An 18,361-nucleotide genomic window follows, 5' to 3' on the forward strand; every position below is an offset into this window, starting at 1 on the left:
ACCCATGTGACAGAACGTTTTCTTGTTTATAATCATTATAATTTAGTATCGTTTTAGTAGGCTTGTAGTTAATGACCTATAAACGCATTGGTAAAGGGGTTTTAACGAGCATGCCTACATTTGTTGATAGAAAAAAACGTGATATTTGACAAAAAAATGACGAAAGGGGTTTACAAGAGTTCACAATTGATATATAGTTATAAATGTAGTCAACAAGCAAACAAATATACTATAAAAAAACAGAGATTTGAAGGGAGCAATACATAATGGTCACATTATTTACATCACCAAGTTGCGCATCATGTAGAAAAGCGAAGGCATGGTTAGAAGAATTTGGCATCCCTTATGAAGAAAGAAACATTGCCTCAACACCTATAACAATTAGCGAAATAAAATCTATTATGCGTATGACAGAAGAGGGAACTGAAGAAATTATCTCAACACGTTCAAAAGCATTCCAACAGTTAAACGTTGATATTGATGATCTTTCTTTACAAGAATTATTCACATTAATTCAAGAAACACCAAGTTTATTACGTAGACCAATCGTTTTAGATGAAAAACGTATGCAAATCGGATACAATGAAGACGAAATTCGTCAGTTTATCCCTAGAGAAGTAAGAGCTTTAGAGTTACAAAAAGCCCAACGATTAGTTGCTCTTTCAAATAGCTAAGTAGGATACTAAAAATATTTTAGATCTTATAAAAGATTCGACACTGTCTGGTACGGTCGAATCTTTTTTATTTTCTTTAAATCATTGACTTGTATTCGTTTCACTCATTTTGTATAATAGCTAGAGCGTAGTAACTCTGCGTGAAGAGGTTACAGGGCTTCAATTTATCTAACAAAACCTCTATAATATAAATAGAAAGTATTGTCGGTAATAAATAATAGGCAATATTCAAAAAAAGCTTAATACCTGACACTGATTGAAGGAAAGAGGTGCTATAAATATGGAAATCGAACATATTAACGAAGATACGATTCGTGTAAAGATTGAGAATACGGATCTTGAAGAAAGAGGCATCACTTTTCTTGATTTATTGGGTAACCAGAAACAGATTGAGAATTTCTTCTATAGTATTTTAGAAGAAGTTGATATTGATGAAGAATTTCAAGAATCTGACGCTGTTACTTTTCAGGTCATGCCTAACAATAATGGTTTGGAATTGTTTATCAGCAAAGGTGCACAATATAGAGAAGATATGGAAGATGATCTAGAGGACGACTCAATCATGGACCCGGTTAAAATGCTAAATGAATCGCTATCTCAGAATAAAAAAGAAGATGGAGTAGAAGAATACATGAACGCTCAGGATACCAAAACCATGGAAGCTGTATTCGTATTTCATAACTTTGAGCAAATGATTATGATGGCCCAAGAGTATTATTTGGAAAGTGGTTTGTCAAACCTTTATAAATTCAAAGATCAGTATTACTTGCATATTGTATTTTTCATCGAAGAAATGACGCTAAAAACGACAGATGAAGAAATTGCTCATGCACTAGAATTTGGTGAGAGAAGTCGAATATCAGCAGATGTCTTAGATGAATATGCTGACAAAATCATGGATACAAACGCACTAGAACTTGTCAGACACTATTTTAAATAATTTCTTAACCACGAGATGATGATTCCCGTGGTTTTTTTAATGACTTTTTTCTGTTTTTATCAATATTTAATTGAGAAGCGGAAAGGATGATAGTATGCTCATAGCGGTGAACGATATGCACAGAACAATTTTTGCTTTTGAAGAAGCGGCGTATAATTTGAAAAAGTTATATTGTCCAACATGTAACCAAAGCGTTTTTTTGAAAAAAGGGGCGCTTAAAGCTCCACATTTTTCTCATTATAAAAAAGAAGCATGTGAGAGCTTCTCAGAAGGAGAAACGATGGAACACCTCAATGGAAAGTTACAGTTGTATACAATACTAAAAAATAACAAACTGAACGTGGAACTCGAAGCATATCTACCAAATTTAAAGCAGAGGCCTGATATCCTTTTAAACACAGAACATCAAAAAATCGCAATAGAATTTCAATGTAGTCAATTACCAATTCAGAAAATGCTAGAGAGAACAAGTAACTACCTGAAACATGGATATCAGCCATATTGGATTCTTGGAGATCGTTTTTTTACAAACACTCAGATGACTCAATTAAAGAGATCTTTCATTCGATTTAATCCAAAATTCGGACTTTACTTGTTGCGTTATAAAACCAAAAATAATCATCTAGAGATTATACATAGTTTTAATAAAAAGATGAATCGAATCTGTAATACAGAAAAGACGATTCTCTCAAATCGAAACCTAGCACAAATCCTTCAAAATGATTTCTCATTTACTGAAAAAGTTTCTAAAAAGCGTGTAGAAAACTTCTCATTGTATAATACGCATTTAAATCTGCAGAAACATATGGCCTATTCAAATCCTCGGATCAGAAATTTCGCCAGTTTATTGTATAGTGAGTCGGAAAGCTTAATGAGTATGCCTATCGAAGTCTATTATCCACTGGATAATCAATGGATTATATTAACTGAACCAGTTGAATGGAAATATCGACTTTTAATTTGGATTGAGAAACATGAAAGTCATCAAATTATAACTGAAAAAGGTTTGTTTAGTTATATTGAAGAATTACGTAAACAAGAAAAACTCTCACTATCGGAAATGCCACTTTTACAAAATGATCACTTTTATCAGGTTTTTGTGAACTATATGAAAATCCTTGTTAAAATGAATATATTACGTGAAATAAGAACAAGGAAATGGGTTATCCTGAGCCCTGCTAAACGCTTTAATAACGAAAATGAAAAAATTCTAGCATTGAATCTTTAAATAAACAGATAAAAAGATTTGTATATTCTCTTAGAATTCAAATTATGTTATCATTATTTCATAGTTATATATTAGGAGGGAAATTATGTCAAAGACGAACAGTTTACCGAACCGCGAAGAAGTTTCTGAAGAGTTGACATGGGATTTAACCGTTATTTTTAAATCAGATGAAGAATGGGAAGGTAAGATTAAAGAGACTGAACAAAAAGTGAAAGAAATCTCTCAATTACAAGGAACATTAAGTAATGGTGCAAAGGCGTTTCTTGATGCGCTTGTCTCTATGCTAGATGTATTCCAGTCCTTTGGATCAGTTTACGTATATGCTCACTTGAAAAACGATCAGGATACTTCAAACGGAACGTATCAGGCTATGAATGACAGAGCAAGACTGTTAGCAACTAAAGCTGGTGAAGCAACATCTTGGTTTGAGCCAGAGTTATTGACACTTAAAGAAGAAACGTTAAATAGCTACTTTGAAGAAGAACAAGAATTGAAACAATACAAACATTATATTGATCAGTTAACAGCTAATCGTGAGCATGTACTTTCTGCTGAGATGGAGGCCTTGTTAGCTGGAGCAAGCGACATCTTGTCTGCTTCAAGCCAGACATTTAGTGTATTAAACAATGCAGACTTGACGTTCCCAAATGTGAAAGGTGAACAAGGAGAAGAAGTTCAATTATCACATGGCATGTATGGGGAACTTCTTGAAAGTACAAATAGAGACGTTAGGGCAGAAGCTTTCAAAAAAATGTACGAAGTATATGAAGGCTTAAAAAATACATTTGCTAGTACGCTATCTGCTAATGTTAAAAACCATAACTACCAAGCCAGTGTTCATAAATTTGATTCTGCTAGACATAGAGCATTATCTGGGAATCATATACCTGAGTCCGTTCATGAAACGCTTATTGATGTCGTAAATGAACATTTACCTTTATTACACAGATATATGGACTTACGTAAAAAGTTATTAAATGTGGACGAACTCCATATGTACGATCTTTACACACCAATCACAGGTGAAGCTAGTCTTAAGTACAGCTATGAGGAAGCAAAACAAGAAACCTTTAAAGGTCTTGCACCCTTGGGCGAAGAGTACCGAAATGTATTAAATCAAGCTTTCGATAATCGCTGGATAGATGTAGTTGAAAACAAAGGAAAACGTAGTGGAGCTTATTCTTCAGGAGACTACGATACAAATCCATATATTCTCTTGAATTGGCATGATTCATTGAATCACTTATATACATTGGTTCATGAATTAGGTCATAGTGCCCATAGTTACTTTACAAGAGAAACACAACCTTATGTATATGGCGATTACTCAATCTTTTTGGCAGAAATCGCTTCAACTACAAATGAAAACATTCTTACGGATTATTTGCTTAAAACGACGACAGATCCTAAAGCACGTGCATATGTATTGAATCATTATCTAGATGGCTTTAAAGGAACTGTTTTCCGTCAAACACAATTTGCAGAGTTCGAACACTTTATGCATGAGGAAGCAGCGAAGGGTATTCCTTTAACAGCAGATTATTTGAGCGAAAGTTATGCAGAAATCAATAGCAAGTATTATGGAGAGTCTGTGGAAAAAGATCATGAAATTCAGTTTGAGTGGGCACGGATTCCACATTTCTACTACAATTATTATGTCTATCAATATTCAACTGGTTTCTGTGCTGCTACAGCATTGGCTGACAAGATTCTAGCTGAAGAAGAAGGTGCACTTGAACATTATCTAGCATATCTGAAATCAGGAAGCAGTGATTTTCCGATTGAAGTTATGAAAAAAGCCGGAGTGGATATGACGAACAAAGAATATATCGAAAAAGCGATGAAAGTGTTTGAAGAAAGATTGAATGAACTGGAGTCTGTATTAGAAGAATTGAATCTTTAAAAAGAAAAATCATCCTTGAGATTCTCAAGGATGATTTTTTATACCATTTGAAATTTATATTTGTTTTTTAAATCCGGAAGTTCTTCAGTAAGCGTACTATCAGAACAGATTCCATGTAATAAGTTACTAGTGATAGCTGTTTCAATTCGATATCCACACTCTACATCTGAACCATTAAATAAAACACAAGCTGGAGTGTCTTTAACAGCCATCTCTTCAGCAAGTTTTTGATCTTTAGTGAAAGCAGCTTTTGCAAGATCGGATTCTAAATCTTCTTCGAACATGTCCGTGTCTAGTTTAGCTGATTCTGCGCAATCCAACATCATTGATTTAGTAAGAAACCCATTGGAATTCAAGATGCTTTCTTGAAGGTTCATAAGGAATGTTCTTGCTTTCTTTTTACCTTGCATAGAAGCAGCGGCAAAAGCTAGACTTGCGTTAAAAGAATCAGTATATAAGCGATTGCGGTTCTCTACGGAAGTACTGTTGTACTTTTCATCTAGTAATTGTTTTTTAACTGATTTAAAGTTCAATAGTGGAACGAATCGTATTTTGACTTTTTCATCTCTTTCTTTAGAGAATGTTTCGATAACTTCTTCAGCTTCGTAACTTTTAACTCCTAGAGGATTAACAAACAAGAAAATTTCAATAACATTATTTAAACTCATACTCTACTCACCTAACAGTCATTTATTTTTGAATCTAGTTCTAGTTTTAGCAATTGAACGGTTATATTTAGTTTAATGTTAACTTCTGGTAAACGTTGTTTACGTCCTTTACATATATTAGATTAACAAAGACTCGTATAATTTGATAATTATCTGCACACAATTTGTCATAAAAAAAGATCGGCTGTGACAATTTCGACACAATTGTTTGAACGTCTGTTTTGTCATAGTGACCTTTTTTGTTGATCCTTTATAGCACGTGAAATTTTGTTAGGCGTGTCACGTTCAGGAATATCGTACTGAGCTAAGAGGTTTTCTATAAATTGTTTACCTCCTTTAGAAGTTGTGCTTTCTATTTCTAGTTCGTAATCAATTTGGTCACCATACCAGCTTTTATCAAGAACCATCAGACACGAGTGCACTTTTTTCTCTAACCGTTGTGTACGGAGTTGTGCAATGATATGTAAGGGTGTCATTGAATCTATACCATAAGAAGCAAGTAGTTCTGCTATTTGGCCAGTAGGATAAATGACGGTCTTCTCAACCAGTGCACTAGCCTGCTCAATGGTCAAGGATTCATTTGTTTCGAGTAAATGTCCTTCATGAGGTGACTTTAGTGTCATTTCAGCAGTATCTTCTTTGATACGAATTCTTAAAGCCAACTGATTTTCTTTCAGGACCATTTCTTTGGAATCGAAATAAATATTTTCTTGGGTAAACGATTCAGCTTTGTTTATTTTGAAAGCTTTGATTAGTTTCTCGTATTCTAATTCAGTCAATAAGTTTTTATATTCGATTTCAACATTCTGGCTCATTATTATCCCCATTTCATCGTCTGTGGTACGGATTTATACCTGAATATGGTACAATAGATAAGAGAAGAATGAAAGTAGGAAATGAAAAGAAGGTTATATATATGGATAGAGACTGGGAATTATTTTTACTTCCGTATACCCAAACAGTTGATGAATTAAAAATTAAACTTAAAGGCTTACGGTCAATGTACAAACTAAGAAAAGAACATGGACCAATTGAATTTGTGACTGGGCGAGTAAAACCAGTCAATAGTATTTTACTGAAATCAAGAACGAGAAATATTTCTCTTGATAAATTGGAAACTGATATGGAAGACCTAGCCGGTATTCGCATCATGTGCCCATTTGTGGAAGATATACACGACGTTGTAAAGATGCTTAAGCGAAGAGAAGATATAAAAGTATTACAAGAAAAGGATTATGTATCTCACAAAAAGGAAAGTGGATACCGTTCGTACCATTTGATTTGTGAATACCCAGTCCAGTTGATTGATGAGCTGAAATATGTGCTAGTTGAAGTTCAAATACGTACACTTGCCATGAATTTCTGGGCATCTATAGAGCATTCATTGAATTACAAATACCAAGGAGAGTTTCCGGATGAAATCAATATTCGTTTACAAAAAGCTGCAGAATCGGCTTTTAGATTAGATGAAGAAATGTCTACAATTAGAGAAGAAATCAAAGAAGCTCAAAGGAATTTCAGATTCAAAGACGAGCAGAAAGCATTTGATCTGAATAACTGGAAGGAATAATAACGTGAGAATAGCGATTGTTTATAACTCTACCGAAGAATCCATTAAAGTATTCAAGAAATTAAGAGCGATGCTGCTAGAACATCATTTTATTTTAGACCAGAAAAACCCTTCAATTGTTATATCTGTTGGAGGGGATGGAACATTGCTCTCAGCATTCCATCGCTATGCCCATATGCTTGATGGTGTAAGATTTATTGGTGTGCACACTGGGCATTTAGGCTTTTACACAGACTGGCGTGAATATAACATTGGTGAATTAATTGAAAGCCTTAAATCTGACAACGGTGAATATGTCGAGTATCCACTGCTAGATGTAGAAATTTACTATAATCACAAACCTTACCCCACCCATTTCCTTGCATTAAACGAGTCTACAATTAAACGAGTAGATGGGACATTGGTTTGTGATGTCTACATAAGAGATGAACACTTCGAACGTTTCAGAGGAGACGGACTTTGTATTTCAACACCTACAGGGTCTACAGGCTACAATAAATCTATTGGTGGAGCCGTTTTGCACCCTAGACTTGAAGCTTTACAGCTGACTGAAATGGCTTCGCTCAATAATAGGGTATTTAGAACACTTAGTTCACCACTCATTATTGCACCTGATGAATGGATAAGAATCAGACCAATCGAAACAAATGATTTTGTACTTTCCATTGACCAAGTGGTTACCAATGAAACTCAAGCAACTGAATTGAGATTTAAAATTGCAGAAGAACGGATCCGGTTTGCACGTTACCAACATACGCACTTTTGGAATCGTGTAGAGGATGCATTTTTAGGCGCCAAAAAGAACGAAGACTAACTTTTGAATAATGTTCCAATCGGATTAACGTAATGAACTAGTAAAGCAGGTAGATTTTGATTCATTTAAAATCTACCTGCTTTACTGATGATATCAGGATATAAAAAGAGGCGTGTAGTAATTTTAGGGTTAAACTAATTTTGACTACTATCTGTTTAAAAATTCTTGATAAACGCTGAGCCAATATGAATTTTGTGATAGTATAAATGCAGTCTAATGACTAGTAAGAGAGTAAAACTCTCTAAGGAGAGAATAAAAGTAATGATGATTGAATGGACATATGAAAAATCTGAACAAAACACCTTGAAGTCTTTTTTACAAGAACAATCTGTTTCTAAAAAAATGTTGGCGAAAGTTAAATTTAAAGGTGGCCAGCTAGAAGTAAACGATCAGATTGTAAGAGTTAGAGAATTATTGAATTACGGAGATGTGGTTAGAATGTCTATTCCAATAGAACCGTCAAATCCACATTTGATTCCTTCCTATAATGAACTGGATATTTTATTTGAGGATGAACACTATATCATAATCAATAAACCTTCTGGCCTGGCATCCGTTCCTTCACCAACGCATAGAGAAGATACGATGGCAAATAGAATTAGGGGATACGTAGAAACACAGCAATATATTCATAAGACAGTGCATGTCGTTACAAGACTGGATAGAGAAACTTCTGGGGCAATGATTTTTGCAAAACACGCTTTTGCGCATTCTATGATCGATCAAATCTTGAGAAGACAAGAAATTGACAAAACCTACCAAGCAGTCGTATCTAAAGTGTTGACTAAGAATCATGCTTATATAGACGGACCTATTGGTCGTACAATGGATTCGATCATCACTAGAATGGTTAGAGAAGATGGGAAGCCTTCATTGACTGAGTACTGGACAGAAGAGATATTAGAGGAAGCTACGGTGGTTAAAGTTAAATTGCACACGGGAAGAACTCATCAAATCAGAGTTCATTTTGCTCATGACGGTCATCCTCTAATAGGAGATGATCTTTACGGAGAAGATAGTGGAAGATTTCATAGACAAGCCTTGCACTGCTCTAAACTTCAGTTCCAACATCCTTTTACTGATGAAGACGTTCTAGTTGAAGCGCCACTCCCAGAAGATATCACTGGCTTAATAGAAAATCTAAGAGGTAATTAAATGGTTAGAAAGAAAAAGATAACTAAAAAACAAAAACAGCAGAGAATAAAAGCTTCTGTGACAGCTTTCTTGATTGCTTTGGCATTTTTTATAGGATTATTTTTTGGAGATAATCCATATGATGCGGATTACTTTGCAGGTAAGTGGCAGGAACTCTCAAGAGAATGGGCTACGTATCTTCCAAGCTCTGAACCGGAGAGTAGCTCCAATGGAACGATTCGCTTTTTTGATGTTGGCCAAGGATCTTCTACATTGTATCAGTCAGAAGATGGTACAAATATTGTCATTGATACAGGTAGATATGACGATTCAGATAAGCGGATTGTGAGTTATCTTGATAAATATATTGGGACTGGTGGAAAAATTGATTTGCTGATCTTTACCCACAATGATGCAGATCATATTGGGAATGGCGATCTAGTACTGGAGTATTTTCAAGTGGATGAGGTCTGGATGAACGGGGTTGATCACACTACTAGAGTTTATGAGAAGCTGCTGGACGCAATTAGTGAATCAGATGCTAATTATTATGAACCTAATACCGGTGAGACTAAAGACATCGGTCCATTTAAGATAGAAGTGCTAAATCCTCAGGCAAATAATAGAACCACAAATCACAATGAAGAATCGATTGTGACAAGAACGACGATTAGTGGAATGAGTGTCATGAACTCAGGAGATGCATCTTCGACTGTAGAAAAACAAATAGTAGAACAATATAGAAATTTGAAGGCAGAGATTATGTTGGTTGGTCACCATGGTTCCAAAGATAGTAATAGTACAGAGTGGCTAAACGCTGTCGATCCGGAAATAGCCATCATTCAAGCTGGTTTAGATAATAGTTATGGACATCCACACAAGGAAACGCTTGAACGGATCAATCATCAAGAAATTCCCTTGTATAGTACGGTGGAAGACGGTTCAGTCACCATTACTGTTGAAGAAGACGGTACGTTTTCAGTAGACAAGGAGCAACCCTAAATGTAAAAGAATAACAAACAAGTAATGGAGAGGATATCATGCGTGTTGTTTTGGAATCTATCAATGATGAGTTAGCTACGTTGATTCCAGATGATGGATCTGGTGCAATCGTTATTGGAAAAAGAAGGCTTCCGGAGTTTGTTCAAGTTGGGGATGTTCTTGAAGTGACGTTTCGACTGGAAGAGTCTACCCAATCCATCGAGTTAATTGAGCAGCTAGTAGGAGAAACAGAAAAGAGGAAAGCAAGAATTAAAAGTAAAAGAGAAAAATTGAAGAATCGAAAAAACTGATGGAACCAGATCGGTTCCACCAGTTTTTTAGTTTTACAGCAGTTTAAAGCTCTTTGATCATTCTGTGATGTGGAATACCAGCATCTGGGAAACCTTCGCCCTCAATAGTATATCCTGATTTTTCATAAAAACTGAGTGCGTGATCTTGAGCATCTAGTATCAGCTTTTTCCCTTTAAGAGACTGAACTTTAGCTTCTACTTCTGTCATAAGAACTTTTCCAGTTCCTTTGCCTCTAGCCGTTTTTAAAACAGCAACTCTTTGGATTTTGTAAACGTCGGGTTCTTTTTCATAAATCCTAGCTGTTGCGACGGGAGTACCATCCAAATAGCCCACCACGTGTGAAGTCTGATCCTCTAATTCATCGATTTCTAGTTCAACAGGAACTTTCTGCTCCTCAACGAATACGGTTTTTCTTATATGTATAGCATCTTTATAAGCTGGATCAAATAAATCTGTAGTCCATTTAAATTCCATAATTTTCCCTCCTGATTGAATGATTCTTATAATCTTATCATTATTTTTACTTTTTCGTCAATGAATAGTACCAACTCCCCCTTTTAATTCTAGGCGCACTGTCATATAATGAAGTGTGAATATAAAAGCCGAGGAGATATAAAAATTGATAAATTGGAAAAATTCTAAAATAATGTTCTGGACGATATGGTTTTTAGCTGTAGCTCTACTAATTTTTATATTACAACAAATCGATTTTATATTAAATCCTATACTCGCTATTTTAACGTCTTTGTTTATGCCGTTATTAATAGCAGGGTTTTTATTTTATTTATTGAACCCTATAGTTAAAGGGCTTGAAAAAATAAGAGTGAAAAGAATATTTGGAGTCGCACTCGTTATGATCTTTTTAGTAGGACTGGTTGTACTGACGGTATTTCTAGGTCTGCCTATCCTATTTGAACAAACGAGCTCTTTAATTGCCGGGATTCCAGATTTTATAAATGAACTAGATTTTTACTTTAGAAAGCTAGGGGACGAGCCGTGGATGGATCAGGTGGATTTCAATGAAATTCTCCTGAATATCGAAACTTGGCTCAGAGATTTATCATCAGGATTTTTAGGAGGTATGATGACCAGTGTAGGAAGTTTCCTTCAAAGTCTGACTGATTTCTTTTTTACCTTTATCACAGTACCTGTCATTTTATTTTATATGCTATATGACGGTCATAGATTTCCAGGATATTTAGAAAAAATCAGTCCAGAACCATACAAAAAAAATACAAAAGAATTAGCATTGAAAATAAACGAAACGATCGCAAGTTATATAAGTGGAAAAGGGATGGCTTCTTTACTTGTTGGAATTTTATTATTCGTTATGTATTCAATTGCTCAGTTTCCTTTCGCTTTACTCTTGTCAGTTTTTGCAGCGATCACCAATTTTATTCCCTATGTTGGACCGTTCATTGGAGCTGCTCCGGCTATCGTAGTAGGACTAATAGACTCACCAGGAAAAGCAGTGCTTGCAGCGATATTTGTTCTGATTGTACAACAACTAGATGGAAATCTGTTTACACCTTTCCTCGTAGGGAAGTCACTTTCGGTTCATCCGCTTACCGTTATTCTGATATTGTTGGCTTCTGCCAATATTGCTGGACTATTAGGCATGTTAATTGGTGTTCCAGTTTTTGCAATCATTAAAACTGTGGTACTTTATATACTGAAAATCAACAAAGAAAAGAAAATAACACTGACGAACAAACAAATAAGATAAACTTAATGATGCTTGATAGAAGAAGGAGTTACTATGTCGACAGAAGTAAATGAAAACAAACAATTAAAAAAAGAAGTAGAATCTAGAAGAACCTTTGCGATTATTTCGCATCCGGATGCTGGTAAAACGACTATTACAGAGCAATTACTGTTATTTGGTGGAGCAATCAGACAAGCAGGTACTGTTAAAGCTAAAAAATCTGGTAAATTTGCAAAATCCGATTGGATGGAAATTGAAAAGCAACGTGGGATTTCTGTAACAAGTTCGGTTATGCAGTTTGATTATGATGAAAAAAGAATCAATATTTTGGATACTCCAGGACATGAGGATTTTTCTGAAGATACCTACCGCACCTTAATGGCCGTTGATGCGGCAGTCATGGTAGTAGATAGTGCTAAAGGTATAGAAGAGCAGACAAAGAAATTATTTAAAGTTTGTAGAATGCGTGGTATTCCAATTTTTACATTTATGAACAAACTGGATAGAGATGGTAGAGAGCCACTTGAACTCGTTGAAGAACTTGAAGAAGTTCTTGAAATCGATGCCTATCCAATGAACTGGCCGATTGGATCTGGGAAAAACTTTTTAGGATTGTATGATCTTTTTCACAATCGAATCGAAATGTTCCGCCCAGAAGAATCGAATCAAGGGAATCGATTTATTCCACTTAATGAAGAGGGGAAAATTGAAGAAGAACATGCTTTAAAAAATGAAAGTTTATATGATCAGGTTCTTGAAGAAGCATTGCTGTTAAAAGAAGCTGGAAATGAATTTTCTGAAAAAGCAATCTTAGACGGGAAATTGACACCTGTATTTTTCGGCTCAGCTTTAACAAACTTTGGAGTACAAACTTTTTTAGAAACGTTCTTGCAATTTGCTCCAGCGCCTGCAGGTCATACAGATGTAGATGGAAACGAAGTTGCACCCACTAAAGAAGAATTTTCAGGGTTTATATTCAAGATACAAGCCAATATGGATCCTAAACACCGTGACCGTATCGCTTTTGTCCGAATTTGTTCAGGCGATTTTGAAAGAGGAATCGATGTAACTTTATCCCGTACAAACAAAAAAATGCGACTTTCTAATTCTACTCAATTTATGGCTGAAAACAGAGAAAGTGTTAAAGGCGCCGTTGCAGGGGATATTATTGGCCTTTATGACACTGGAAATTTCCAAATAGGGGATACGATCTATGAAGGTAAAAAGGAAATTAATTTTGAAAGTCTTCCGCAATTTACCCCTGAGTTATTCGTCAAAGTAGAAGCTAAAAATGTTATGAAACAAAAATCCTTTCATAAAGGAATCAATCAACTGGTTCAAGAAGGTGCGATTCAACTATACAAGTCATTCCATACGGAAACTTATATAATAGGGGCAGTTGGACAATTGCAATTTGAAGTTTTCCAACACCGTATGTTGAATGAATACAATTCTGAAGTCGTTATGACGTCGATTGGGAGTAGAATTGCCAGATGGATTGAACCGGAACAATTAGATGAAAATATGGGATCAAGTAGAAATATGTTGGTTAGAGATCGTTTTGATCGACCGTTGTTCTTATTTGAAAATCAATTTGCTGAAAGATGGTTCAGTGACAAGTATCCTAGAGTTGAATTAACTTCATTACTATAAAATAAAAAACGCACCTCCGTTACAACTGCAACTATGCAGTAACGGAGGTGCGTTTTTTCGTTCATATCTTATTCGTTTGTTTCTTCAGAAAATTCAGAATCATCATCTTTTGTTTCAGTTGTTTCAGATGGAGTTGAAGACTCTTCAGAATGTTGGGTAATGACGATTGAATTTGAATCGTCTACCGTAGCCATAATATTTCCGACTTGAGGATTGTTTAAATAAAACTCAGCAACTTTATCTTCGATTTGCTCTTCAATCACTCTACGGAGTGGGCGCGCACCCATTTTAGGATCATAACCAAGATCCACTAATCTTTCTTTAGCCGCATCATCCACTGTAACGGTAATATTATGTTGTTTAAGTGCTGAATTAATATCTTCTAACATCAGCGTTACGATTTCCAGCAAATGTTCTTTGGATAATGAATGGAACTCAATAATACCATCTAGTCGATTCAAGAATTCTGGTTTAAAGAATTCCCCTAGATTGTTTAAAAGTGAATGTTGACGTCCGCTGATTTGAGCACCGAAGCCTACACTTGATTCAACATTTGTTGTGCCAGCGTTACTTGTCATGATAATAATGGTTTCTTTAAAGTTCACTGTACGACCTTGAGCATCTGTTAAACGACCATCATCCAGAATTTGCAAGAACATGTGAAGGACATCGGGGTGGGCTTTTTCAACTTCATCCACGAGTATTAAGCTATATGGATTTCGACGTATTTTTTCCGTCAACTGTCCAGCTTCTTCATATCCTACATAACCAGGAGGGGAGCCAATCAGTTTAGAAGTGCTGTGTTTTTCCATAAATTCACTCATATCTAAGCGAACGTATGAATCTTTACTTCCGAACAACTCCAGGGCTAGTGTTTTAGCTAATTCCGTTTTCCCAACACCGGTTGGTCCTACAAATAAAAATGATCCAATTGGTCTATTTTTCTGTCTCAATCCGATTCGATTTCTTCGAATAGATTTAGCTACTTTTTCAACAGCATCATCTTGACCAATAACATGTTTACGAAGAGAATCATCGAGATCTCTTAATTGTTCTTGTTCTTTTTCTTTCAGTTCTCCAACTGGAATACCTGTTTTCTGTTCAATAATGTGTACCATATCTTTTTCAGTAATAACAGGTAGATCAGATTCTGGAGTTTGTTGATTCATCATTTCTTTGTGTTTCGTTACTTGATCACGGTAGAATGCAGCTTTTTCGTAATCTTCTTGCTGAAGAGCTGTTTGTTTTTGTTTTTCAGCTTCATCAATTTTCTCTTGAATTTCTTCAGGATCAATTGTACGAATTGTTAAGTTCTTTTTAGATCCAGCTTCATCAAGTAAATCGATTGCTTTGTCTGGCAAGAAGCGATCTTGTATATATCGATGAGACAATTCAACCGCACTTTGGATAGCTTTATCCGTATAATTAACGTGGTGATAATCCTCATATTGTTTTTGAATACCTTTAAGAATAGTGACGGTTTCGTCAAGAGACGGTTCACTCACTCGAACTGGCTGTAACCGACGCTCTAATGCTGGATCTTTCTCTATTTTTCTATACTCATTTAATGTTGTTGCGCCAACCATTTGTAGCTCACCGCGAGCTAATGCTGGTTTCAAAATATTACCTGCATCCATGCTGCTACCTTCAGCTGTTCCAGCGCCCACTAATTCATGAACTTCATCGATAAACAAGATAATAGAATCATCATCTCTTAATTCTTTGATCAATTGTTGCATACGCTCTTCAAATTGGCCACGAATACCGGTGCCTTGAACAAGTGAAGCAACGTCTAGTCGAATGACTTCTTTCTTCAATAATTTCTGTGGGACATCGTCGTTAATGATTTTCAATGCGAGTCCTTCTACAATAGCTGTTTTACCAACACCGGCTTCTCCCGTCAGTACTGGGTTATTCTTAGTTCTACGGTTCAGTATTTCAATAACCCGTTCAATTTCTTTGTCACGACCGATTACAGGATCAATTTTTCCTTCTTTAGCCATTTGGGTTAAATCCACACCGTATTCTCCAAGAAGGCCACCTCTGCGGTTAGGATTTTGAGGAGGTTGCTGTCCATTCCCTCTAAAATTCTGCTGCGTAGGGGGAGTCTGTGGATTTTGTGGACCTGAATTGTTTTGTGACAATGCTTTGAAAAGATCATCGAAGTTTCCGAAACCGAAAGGATCTTGTCCTGCGCCTTGATTCATTCTTCTTTGCTCCTCTTGTTGTTTAATTTCTCTATAACATTTCTGACATAAATCTATTTCTCGTTTTTTTCCATTAACACTCGTCGTTAAATGAATCGTTGCATTGCGTTGCATGCATCTTTGACATATCATTTCTATACACGACCTTTCTATTATTTATCATAATTACAGTATACTAGGATAGAAGCAAAAGGTCAGTTGGAAAGATTCCATAGTATGCAGTGATCAATTTATACAGATTGAAATCTGCGAAATGAACATTGACCAATTTTGACCTATCGCTAATATTTATTATACTCTGACCTATTTTGACTTTCAAGTGATAAATACTTCGAAATAGTAAAAAATAGTTGTAGGGAATTGAGAAAAGTGGTAATCTGTATAGGAAGAAAGGTAAAATTGACTTATTATGCCTAAATATACTGTTTTTTGAGTATAATATATGGTAAGGGTTGTTTTACTATTTTCAAAACTACTAAATTTGTAAAGGGGAAACTTACAATGGAAAAACGCAACTATAACGTAACTGCAGAAACAGGTATTCACGCACGTCCAGCAACTTTATTGGTACAAACTGCAAGCAAATACAACTCAGATATTACTTTGGAGTACAAAGGTAAATCTGTAAACTTGAAATCTATCATGGGTGTTATGTCACTTGGTGTAGGTCAAGGCGCAGAAGTTACAATCTCTGCTGAAGGTGCAGACGAAACTGAAGCAATCGAAGGAATCGAACAAACAATCAAAAACGAGGGAATGGCTGAATAATGGCATCACAAGTATCTGGTATTGCTGCAAGTGATGGTATCGCTCAAGCTAAAGCGTATCTTTTAGTAGAACCTGATTTATCATTTGAGAAAAAGACGATTTCTGATGTTGAATCTGAAGTAACGCGTCTTCAGGCTGCTATCGATACTGCTAAAGAAGAGCTTGCTAATATTCGATCTATTGCTGCTAAGTCACTCGGAGAAGAAGAGGCGCAAGTCTTTGATGCACATACTATGGTGCTTTCTGATCCTGACTTAATTGAACAAACAAACACTGTAATCAATGATGAAAAGGTTAATGCTGAAACTGCTTTTCAAAAGACATCTGACATGTTCATTACAATGTTTGAAGGTATGGAAGATAACCCATATATGCAAGAAAGAGCAGCGGATATCCGCGATGTGCGTAAGCGCGTAATGTCTCACTTGCTTGGCGTAAAACTTCCAACTCCTGCAACTATTGATGAAGAAGTCATTATCATTGCAGAAGATCTGACACCAAGTGATACTGCTCAGTTAAATAAAGAATTTGTAAAGGCTTTTGTGACAAATATCGGTGGACGCACATCTCACTCTGCTATCATGGCTCGTTCGTTAGAAATTCCTGCAATTGTAGGAACAAATAACATTACGGAACTTGTATCAGAAGGTGACTTTTTAGTAGTCGACGGAATGGAAGGCGATGTATTCGTTAACCCTTCTGAAGATACTAAAAAAGCTTACAACGATAAAGCAGAAGAATTTGCTTCTTTAAAACTTGAGTGGGAACGCTTGAAAGACGAAAAAAGTGTAACAAAAGACGGTAAACACGTTGAATTAGCTGCTAATATCGGAACACCTAAAGATTTAACTGGTGTAATTGAAAATGGTGGCGAAGCAATCGGTTTATACCGTACTGAGTTCCTTTATATGGATTCAAAAGAACTACCTACTGAAGACGAGCAATATACTGCATACAAAGCAGTACTAGAAGGCATGGATGGAAAACCTGTTGTTGTTCGTACGATGGATATTGGTGGAGACAAAGAACTTCCATATCTAGAACTTCCTAATGAAATGAATCCATTCTTAGGATACAGAGCGATTCGTGTAAGTTTGGATCAAGATGAGATTTTCCGTACACAACTACGTGCTTTACTTCGTGCGTCAGTTCACGGTACTTTGAGAATCATGTTCCCTATGATTGCGACTCTTCCTGAATTTAGAAGCGCGAAAGCTATTCTAGAAGAAGAAAAAGCAAAATTAGTCGAAAATGGTATCGAAGTTTCTAGTGACATTCAAGTTGGTATCATGATTGAAATTCCAGCTGCAGCTGTTTTAGCTGATCAGTTTGCTAAAGAAGTTGATTTCTTTAGTATTGGAACGAATGATTTGATTCAATATACAATGGCAGCTGACCGTATGAATGAACGCGTTTCTTACTTGTACCAACCATATAACCCTTCAATTTTACGCTTGATCAAGAATGTTATTGATGCAGCGCATAAAGAAGGCAAGTGGGCTGGTATGTGTGGAGAAATGGCTGGAGATCAAATCGCTGTGCCAATTCTTGTTGGACTAGGACTTGACGAGTTTTCAATGAGTGCTACTAGCATTCTTAAAACACGTAGTCTATTAACTGAACTTGATTCAGCTGAGATGAAAGAATTAAGTGAAAAAGCACTTAACGAATGTACTTCAGCAGAAGAAGTTATCAAACTAGTTGAACAATATACTGCAAAATAAACAAAAGCACTTCAGAAGACGTTCAGTCTTTTGAAGGTTCTATGTCAAATGGCGTTGGTGAAGAATAAAGCTAGAAAATA

Annotated in this window: 17 protein-coding genes; 13 read left to right on the forward strand and 4 right to left on the reverse strand. The window is 35.8% G+C overall.

Going from position 1 to position 18,361, the window contains the following annotated elements; genetic code table 11:
- Positions 1-266: 266 nt before the first annotated feature.
- The 4 genes from spxA (at position 267) to pepF (ending at position 4,745) form a co-directional block, all read left to right on the forward strand.
- Positions 267-674, forward strand: a complete 408-nt coding sequence (gene spxA, locus VXN63_RS10995; protein ID WP_225744368.1) for a transcriptional regulator SpxA — start codon at positions 267-269, stop codon at positions 672-674.
- Between the two features lie 280 nt (positions 675-954).
- Entirely contained in the window at positions 955-1,614 is a 660-nt protein-coding gene (locus tag VXN63_RS11000) for an adaptor protein MecA (RefSeq protein ID WP_327758132.1), read from the forward strand.
- Positions 1,615-1,729: 115 nt separating this feature from the next.
- Positions 1,730-2,842, forward strand: a complete 1,113-nt coding sequence (locus VXN63_RS11005; protein WP_327758133.1) for a competence protein CoiA — start codon at positions 1,730-1,732, stop codon at positions 2,840-2,842.
- A gap of 85 nt (positions 2,843-2,927) precedes the next feature.
- Positions 2,928-4,745, forward strand: a complete 1,818-nt coding sequence (pepF, locus tag VXN63_RS11010) for an oligoendopeptidase F (RefSeq protein WP_327758134.1) — start codon at positions 2,928-2,930, stop codon at positions 4,743-4,745.
- A gap of 38 nt (positions 4,746-4,783) precedes the next feature.
- Here the strand turns inward: pepF and VXN63_RS11015 are convergent, their stop codons facing one another.
- Positions 4,784-5,413 (reverse strand): DsbA family protein, encoded by a 630-nt coding sequence (locus VXN63_RS11015; protein WP_327758135.1) that lies wholly within the window; start codon positions 5,411-5,413, stop codon positions 4,784-4,786.
- 224 nt (positions 5,414-5,637) lie between these two features.
- Positions 5,638-6,228 (reverse strand): CYTH domain-containing protein, encoded by a 591-nt coding sequence (locus tag VXN63_RS11020; protein ID WP_327758136.1) that lies wholly within the window; start codon positions 6,226-6,228, stop codon positions 5,638-5,640.
- Positions 6,229-6,329: 101 nt separating this feature from the next.
- Between VXN63_RS11020 and VXN63_RS11025 the strand changes: the two genes are divergently transcribed.
- From VXN63_RS11025 to VXN63_RS11045, 5 genes are all read left to right on the forward strand, one after another.
- Entirely contained in the window at positions 6,330-6,983 is a 654-nt protein-coding gene (locus tag VXN63_RS11025) for a GTP pyrophosphokinase (protein WP_327758137.1), read from the forward strand.
- A 4-nt stretch (positions 6,984-6,987) separates the two neighbouring features.
- Positions 6,988-7,797: an NAD kinase gene (locus VXN63_RS11030; RefSeq protein WP_327758138.1), complete on the forward strand. Its 810-nt coding sequence runs from the start codon at positions 6,988-6,990 to the stop codon at positions 7,795-7,797.
- Between the two features lie 261 nt (positions 7,798-8,058).
- On the forward strand, positions 8,059-8,952 hold the full coding sequence (locus VXN63_RS11035) for an RluA family pseudouridine synthase (protein WP_327758139.1): 894 nt from the start codon (positions 8,059-8,061) through the stop codon (positions 8,950-8,952).
- Positions 8,953-9,933 (forward strand): ComEC/Rec2 family competence protein, encoded by a 981-nt coding sequence (locus VXN63_RS11040; protein WP_327758140.1) that lies wholly within the window; start codon positions 8,953-8,955, stop codon positions 9,931-9,933.
- A gap of 38 nt (positions 9,934-9,971) precedes the next feature.
- Positions 9,972-10,223, forward strand: coding sequence for a DUF3006 family protein (locus VXN63_RS11045; protein ID WP_327758141.1), 252 nt, complete (start codon positions 9,972-9,974; stop codon positions 10,221-10,223).
- A gap of 43 nt (positions 10,224-10,266) precedes the next feature.
- On the opposite strand, the gene VXN63_RS11050 is transcribed toward VXN63_RS11045, so the two are convergent.
- Positions 10,267-10,698, reverse strand: coding sequence for a GNAT family N-acetyltransferase (locus tag VXN63_RS11050; protein ID WP_327758142.1), 432 nt, complete (start codon positions 10,696-10,698; stop codon positions 10,267-10,269).
- A gap of 145 nt (positions 10,699-10,843) precedes the next feature.
- On the opposite strand from VXN63_RS11050, the gene VXN63_RS11055 reads away from it, so the two are divergent.
- Positions 10,844-11,950: an AI-2E family transporter gene (locus tag VXN63_RS11055; protein WP_327758143.1), complete on the forward strand. Its 1,107-nt coding sequence runs from the start codon at positions 10,844-10,846 to the stop codon at positions 11,948-11,950.
- A 33-nt stretch (positions 11,951-11,983) separates the two neighbouring features.
- Positions 11,984-13,582 (forward strand): peptide chain release factor 3, encoded by a 1,599-nt coding sequence (locus VXN63_RS11060; RefSeq protein ID WP_327758144.1) that lies wholly within the window; start codon positions 11,984-11,986, stop codon positions 13,580-13,582.
- Between the two features lie 68 nt (positions 13,583-13,650).
- Here the strand turns inward: VXN63_RS11060 and VXN63_RS11065 are convergent, their stop codons facing one another.
- Entirely contained in the window at positions 13,651-15,921 is a 2,271-nt protein-coding gene (locus VXN63_RS11065; RefSeq protein ID WP_327758145.1) for an ATP-dependent Clp protease ATP-binding subunit, read from the reverse strand.
- Between the two features lie 369 nt (positions 15,922-16,290).
- On the opposite strand from VXN63_RS11065, the gene VXN63_RS11070 reads away from it, so the two are divergent.
- Positions 16,291-16,557 (forward strand): phosphocarrier protein HPr, encoded by a 267-nt coding sequence (locus VXN63_RS11070; protein ID WP_225744353.1) that lies wholly within the window; start codon positions 16,291-16,293, stop codon positions 16,555-16,557.
- Positions 16,557-18,281 (forward strand): phosphoenolpyruvate--protein phosphotransferase, encoded by a 1,725-nt coding sequence (gene ptsP / locus VXN63_RS11075; RefSeq protein WP_327758146.1) that lies wholly within the window; start codon positions 16,557-16,559, stop codon positions 18,279-18,281. Before VXN63_RS11070 ends, ptsP begins: the two co-directional genes overlap by 1 nt.
- Positions 18,282-18,361: the final 80 nt, after the last annotated feature.

This window comes from Marinilactibacillus sp. XAAS-LB27, assembly GCF_036039175.1.
In the GTDB taxonomy this organism is placed as follows: domain Bacteria; phylum Bacillota; class Bacilli; order Lactobacillales; family Carnobacteriaceae_A; genus Marinilactibacillus.

Excerpts from the sequence above, each read along its gene's own strand:
- spxA (WP_225744368.1), top strand. The coding sequence starts at position 267 with ATGGTCACATTATTTACATCACCAAGTTGCGCATCATGTAGAAAAGCG.
- VXN63_RS11000 (WP_327758132.1), top strand. The coding sequence starts at position 955 with ATGGAAATCGAACATATTAACGAAGATACGATTCGTGTAAAGATTGAG.
- VXN63_RS11005 (WP_327758133.1), top strand. The coding sequence starts at position 1,730 with ATGCACAGAACAATTTTTGCTTTTGAAGAAGCGGCGTATAATTTGAAA.
- pepF (WP_327758134.1), top strand. The coding sequence starts at position 2,928 with ATGTCAAAGACGAACAGTTTACCGAACCGCGAAGAAGTTTCTGAAGAG.
- VXN63_RS11015 (WP_327758135.1), bottom strand. The coding sequence starts at position 5,413 with ATGAGTTTAAATAATGTTATTGAAATTTTCTTGTTTGTTAATCCTCTA.
- VXN63_RS11020 (WP_327758136.1), bottom strand. The coding sequence starts at position 6,228 with ATGAGCCAGAATGTTGAAATCGAATATAAAAACTTATTGACTGAATTA.
- VXN63_RS11025 (WP_327758137.1), top strand. The coding sequence starts at position 6,330 with ATGGATAGAGACTGGGAATTATTTTTACTTCCGTATACCCAAACAGTT.
- VXN63_RS11035 (WP_327758139.1), top strand. The coding sequence starts at position 8,059 with ATGATGATTGAATGGACATATGAAAAATCTGAACAAAACACCTTGAAG.
- VXN63_RS11040 (WP_327758140.1), top strand. The coding sequence starts at position 8,953 with ATGGTTAGAAAGAAAAAGATAACTAAAAAACAAAAACAGCAGAGAATA.
- VXN63_RS11045 (WP_327758141.1), top strand. The coding sequence starts at position 9,972 with ATGCGTGTTGTTTTGGAATCTATCAATGATGAGTTAGCTACGTTGATT.
- VXN63_RS11050 (WP_327758142.1), bottom strand. The coding sequence starts at position 10,698 with ATGGAATTTAAATGGACTACAGATTTATTTGATCCAGCTTATAAAGAT.
- VXN63_RS11060 (WP_327758144.1), top strand. The coding sequence starts at position 11,984 with ATGTCGACAGAAGTAAATGAAAACAAACAATTAAAAAAAGAAGTAGAA.
- VXN63_RS11065 (WP_327758145.1), bottom strand. The coding sequence starts at position 15,921 with ATGATATGTCAAAGATGCATGCAACGCAATGCAACGATTCATTTAACG.
- VXN63_RS11070 (WP_225744353.1), top strand. The coding sequence starts at position 16,291 with ATGGAAAAACGCAACTATAACGTAACTGCAGAAACAGGTATTCACGCA.
- ptsP (WP_327758146.1), top strand. The coding sequence starts at position 16,557 with ATGGCATCACAAGTATCTGGTATTGCTGCAAGTGATGGTATCGCTCAA.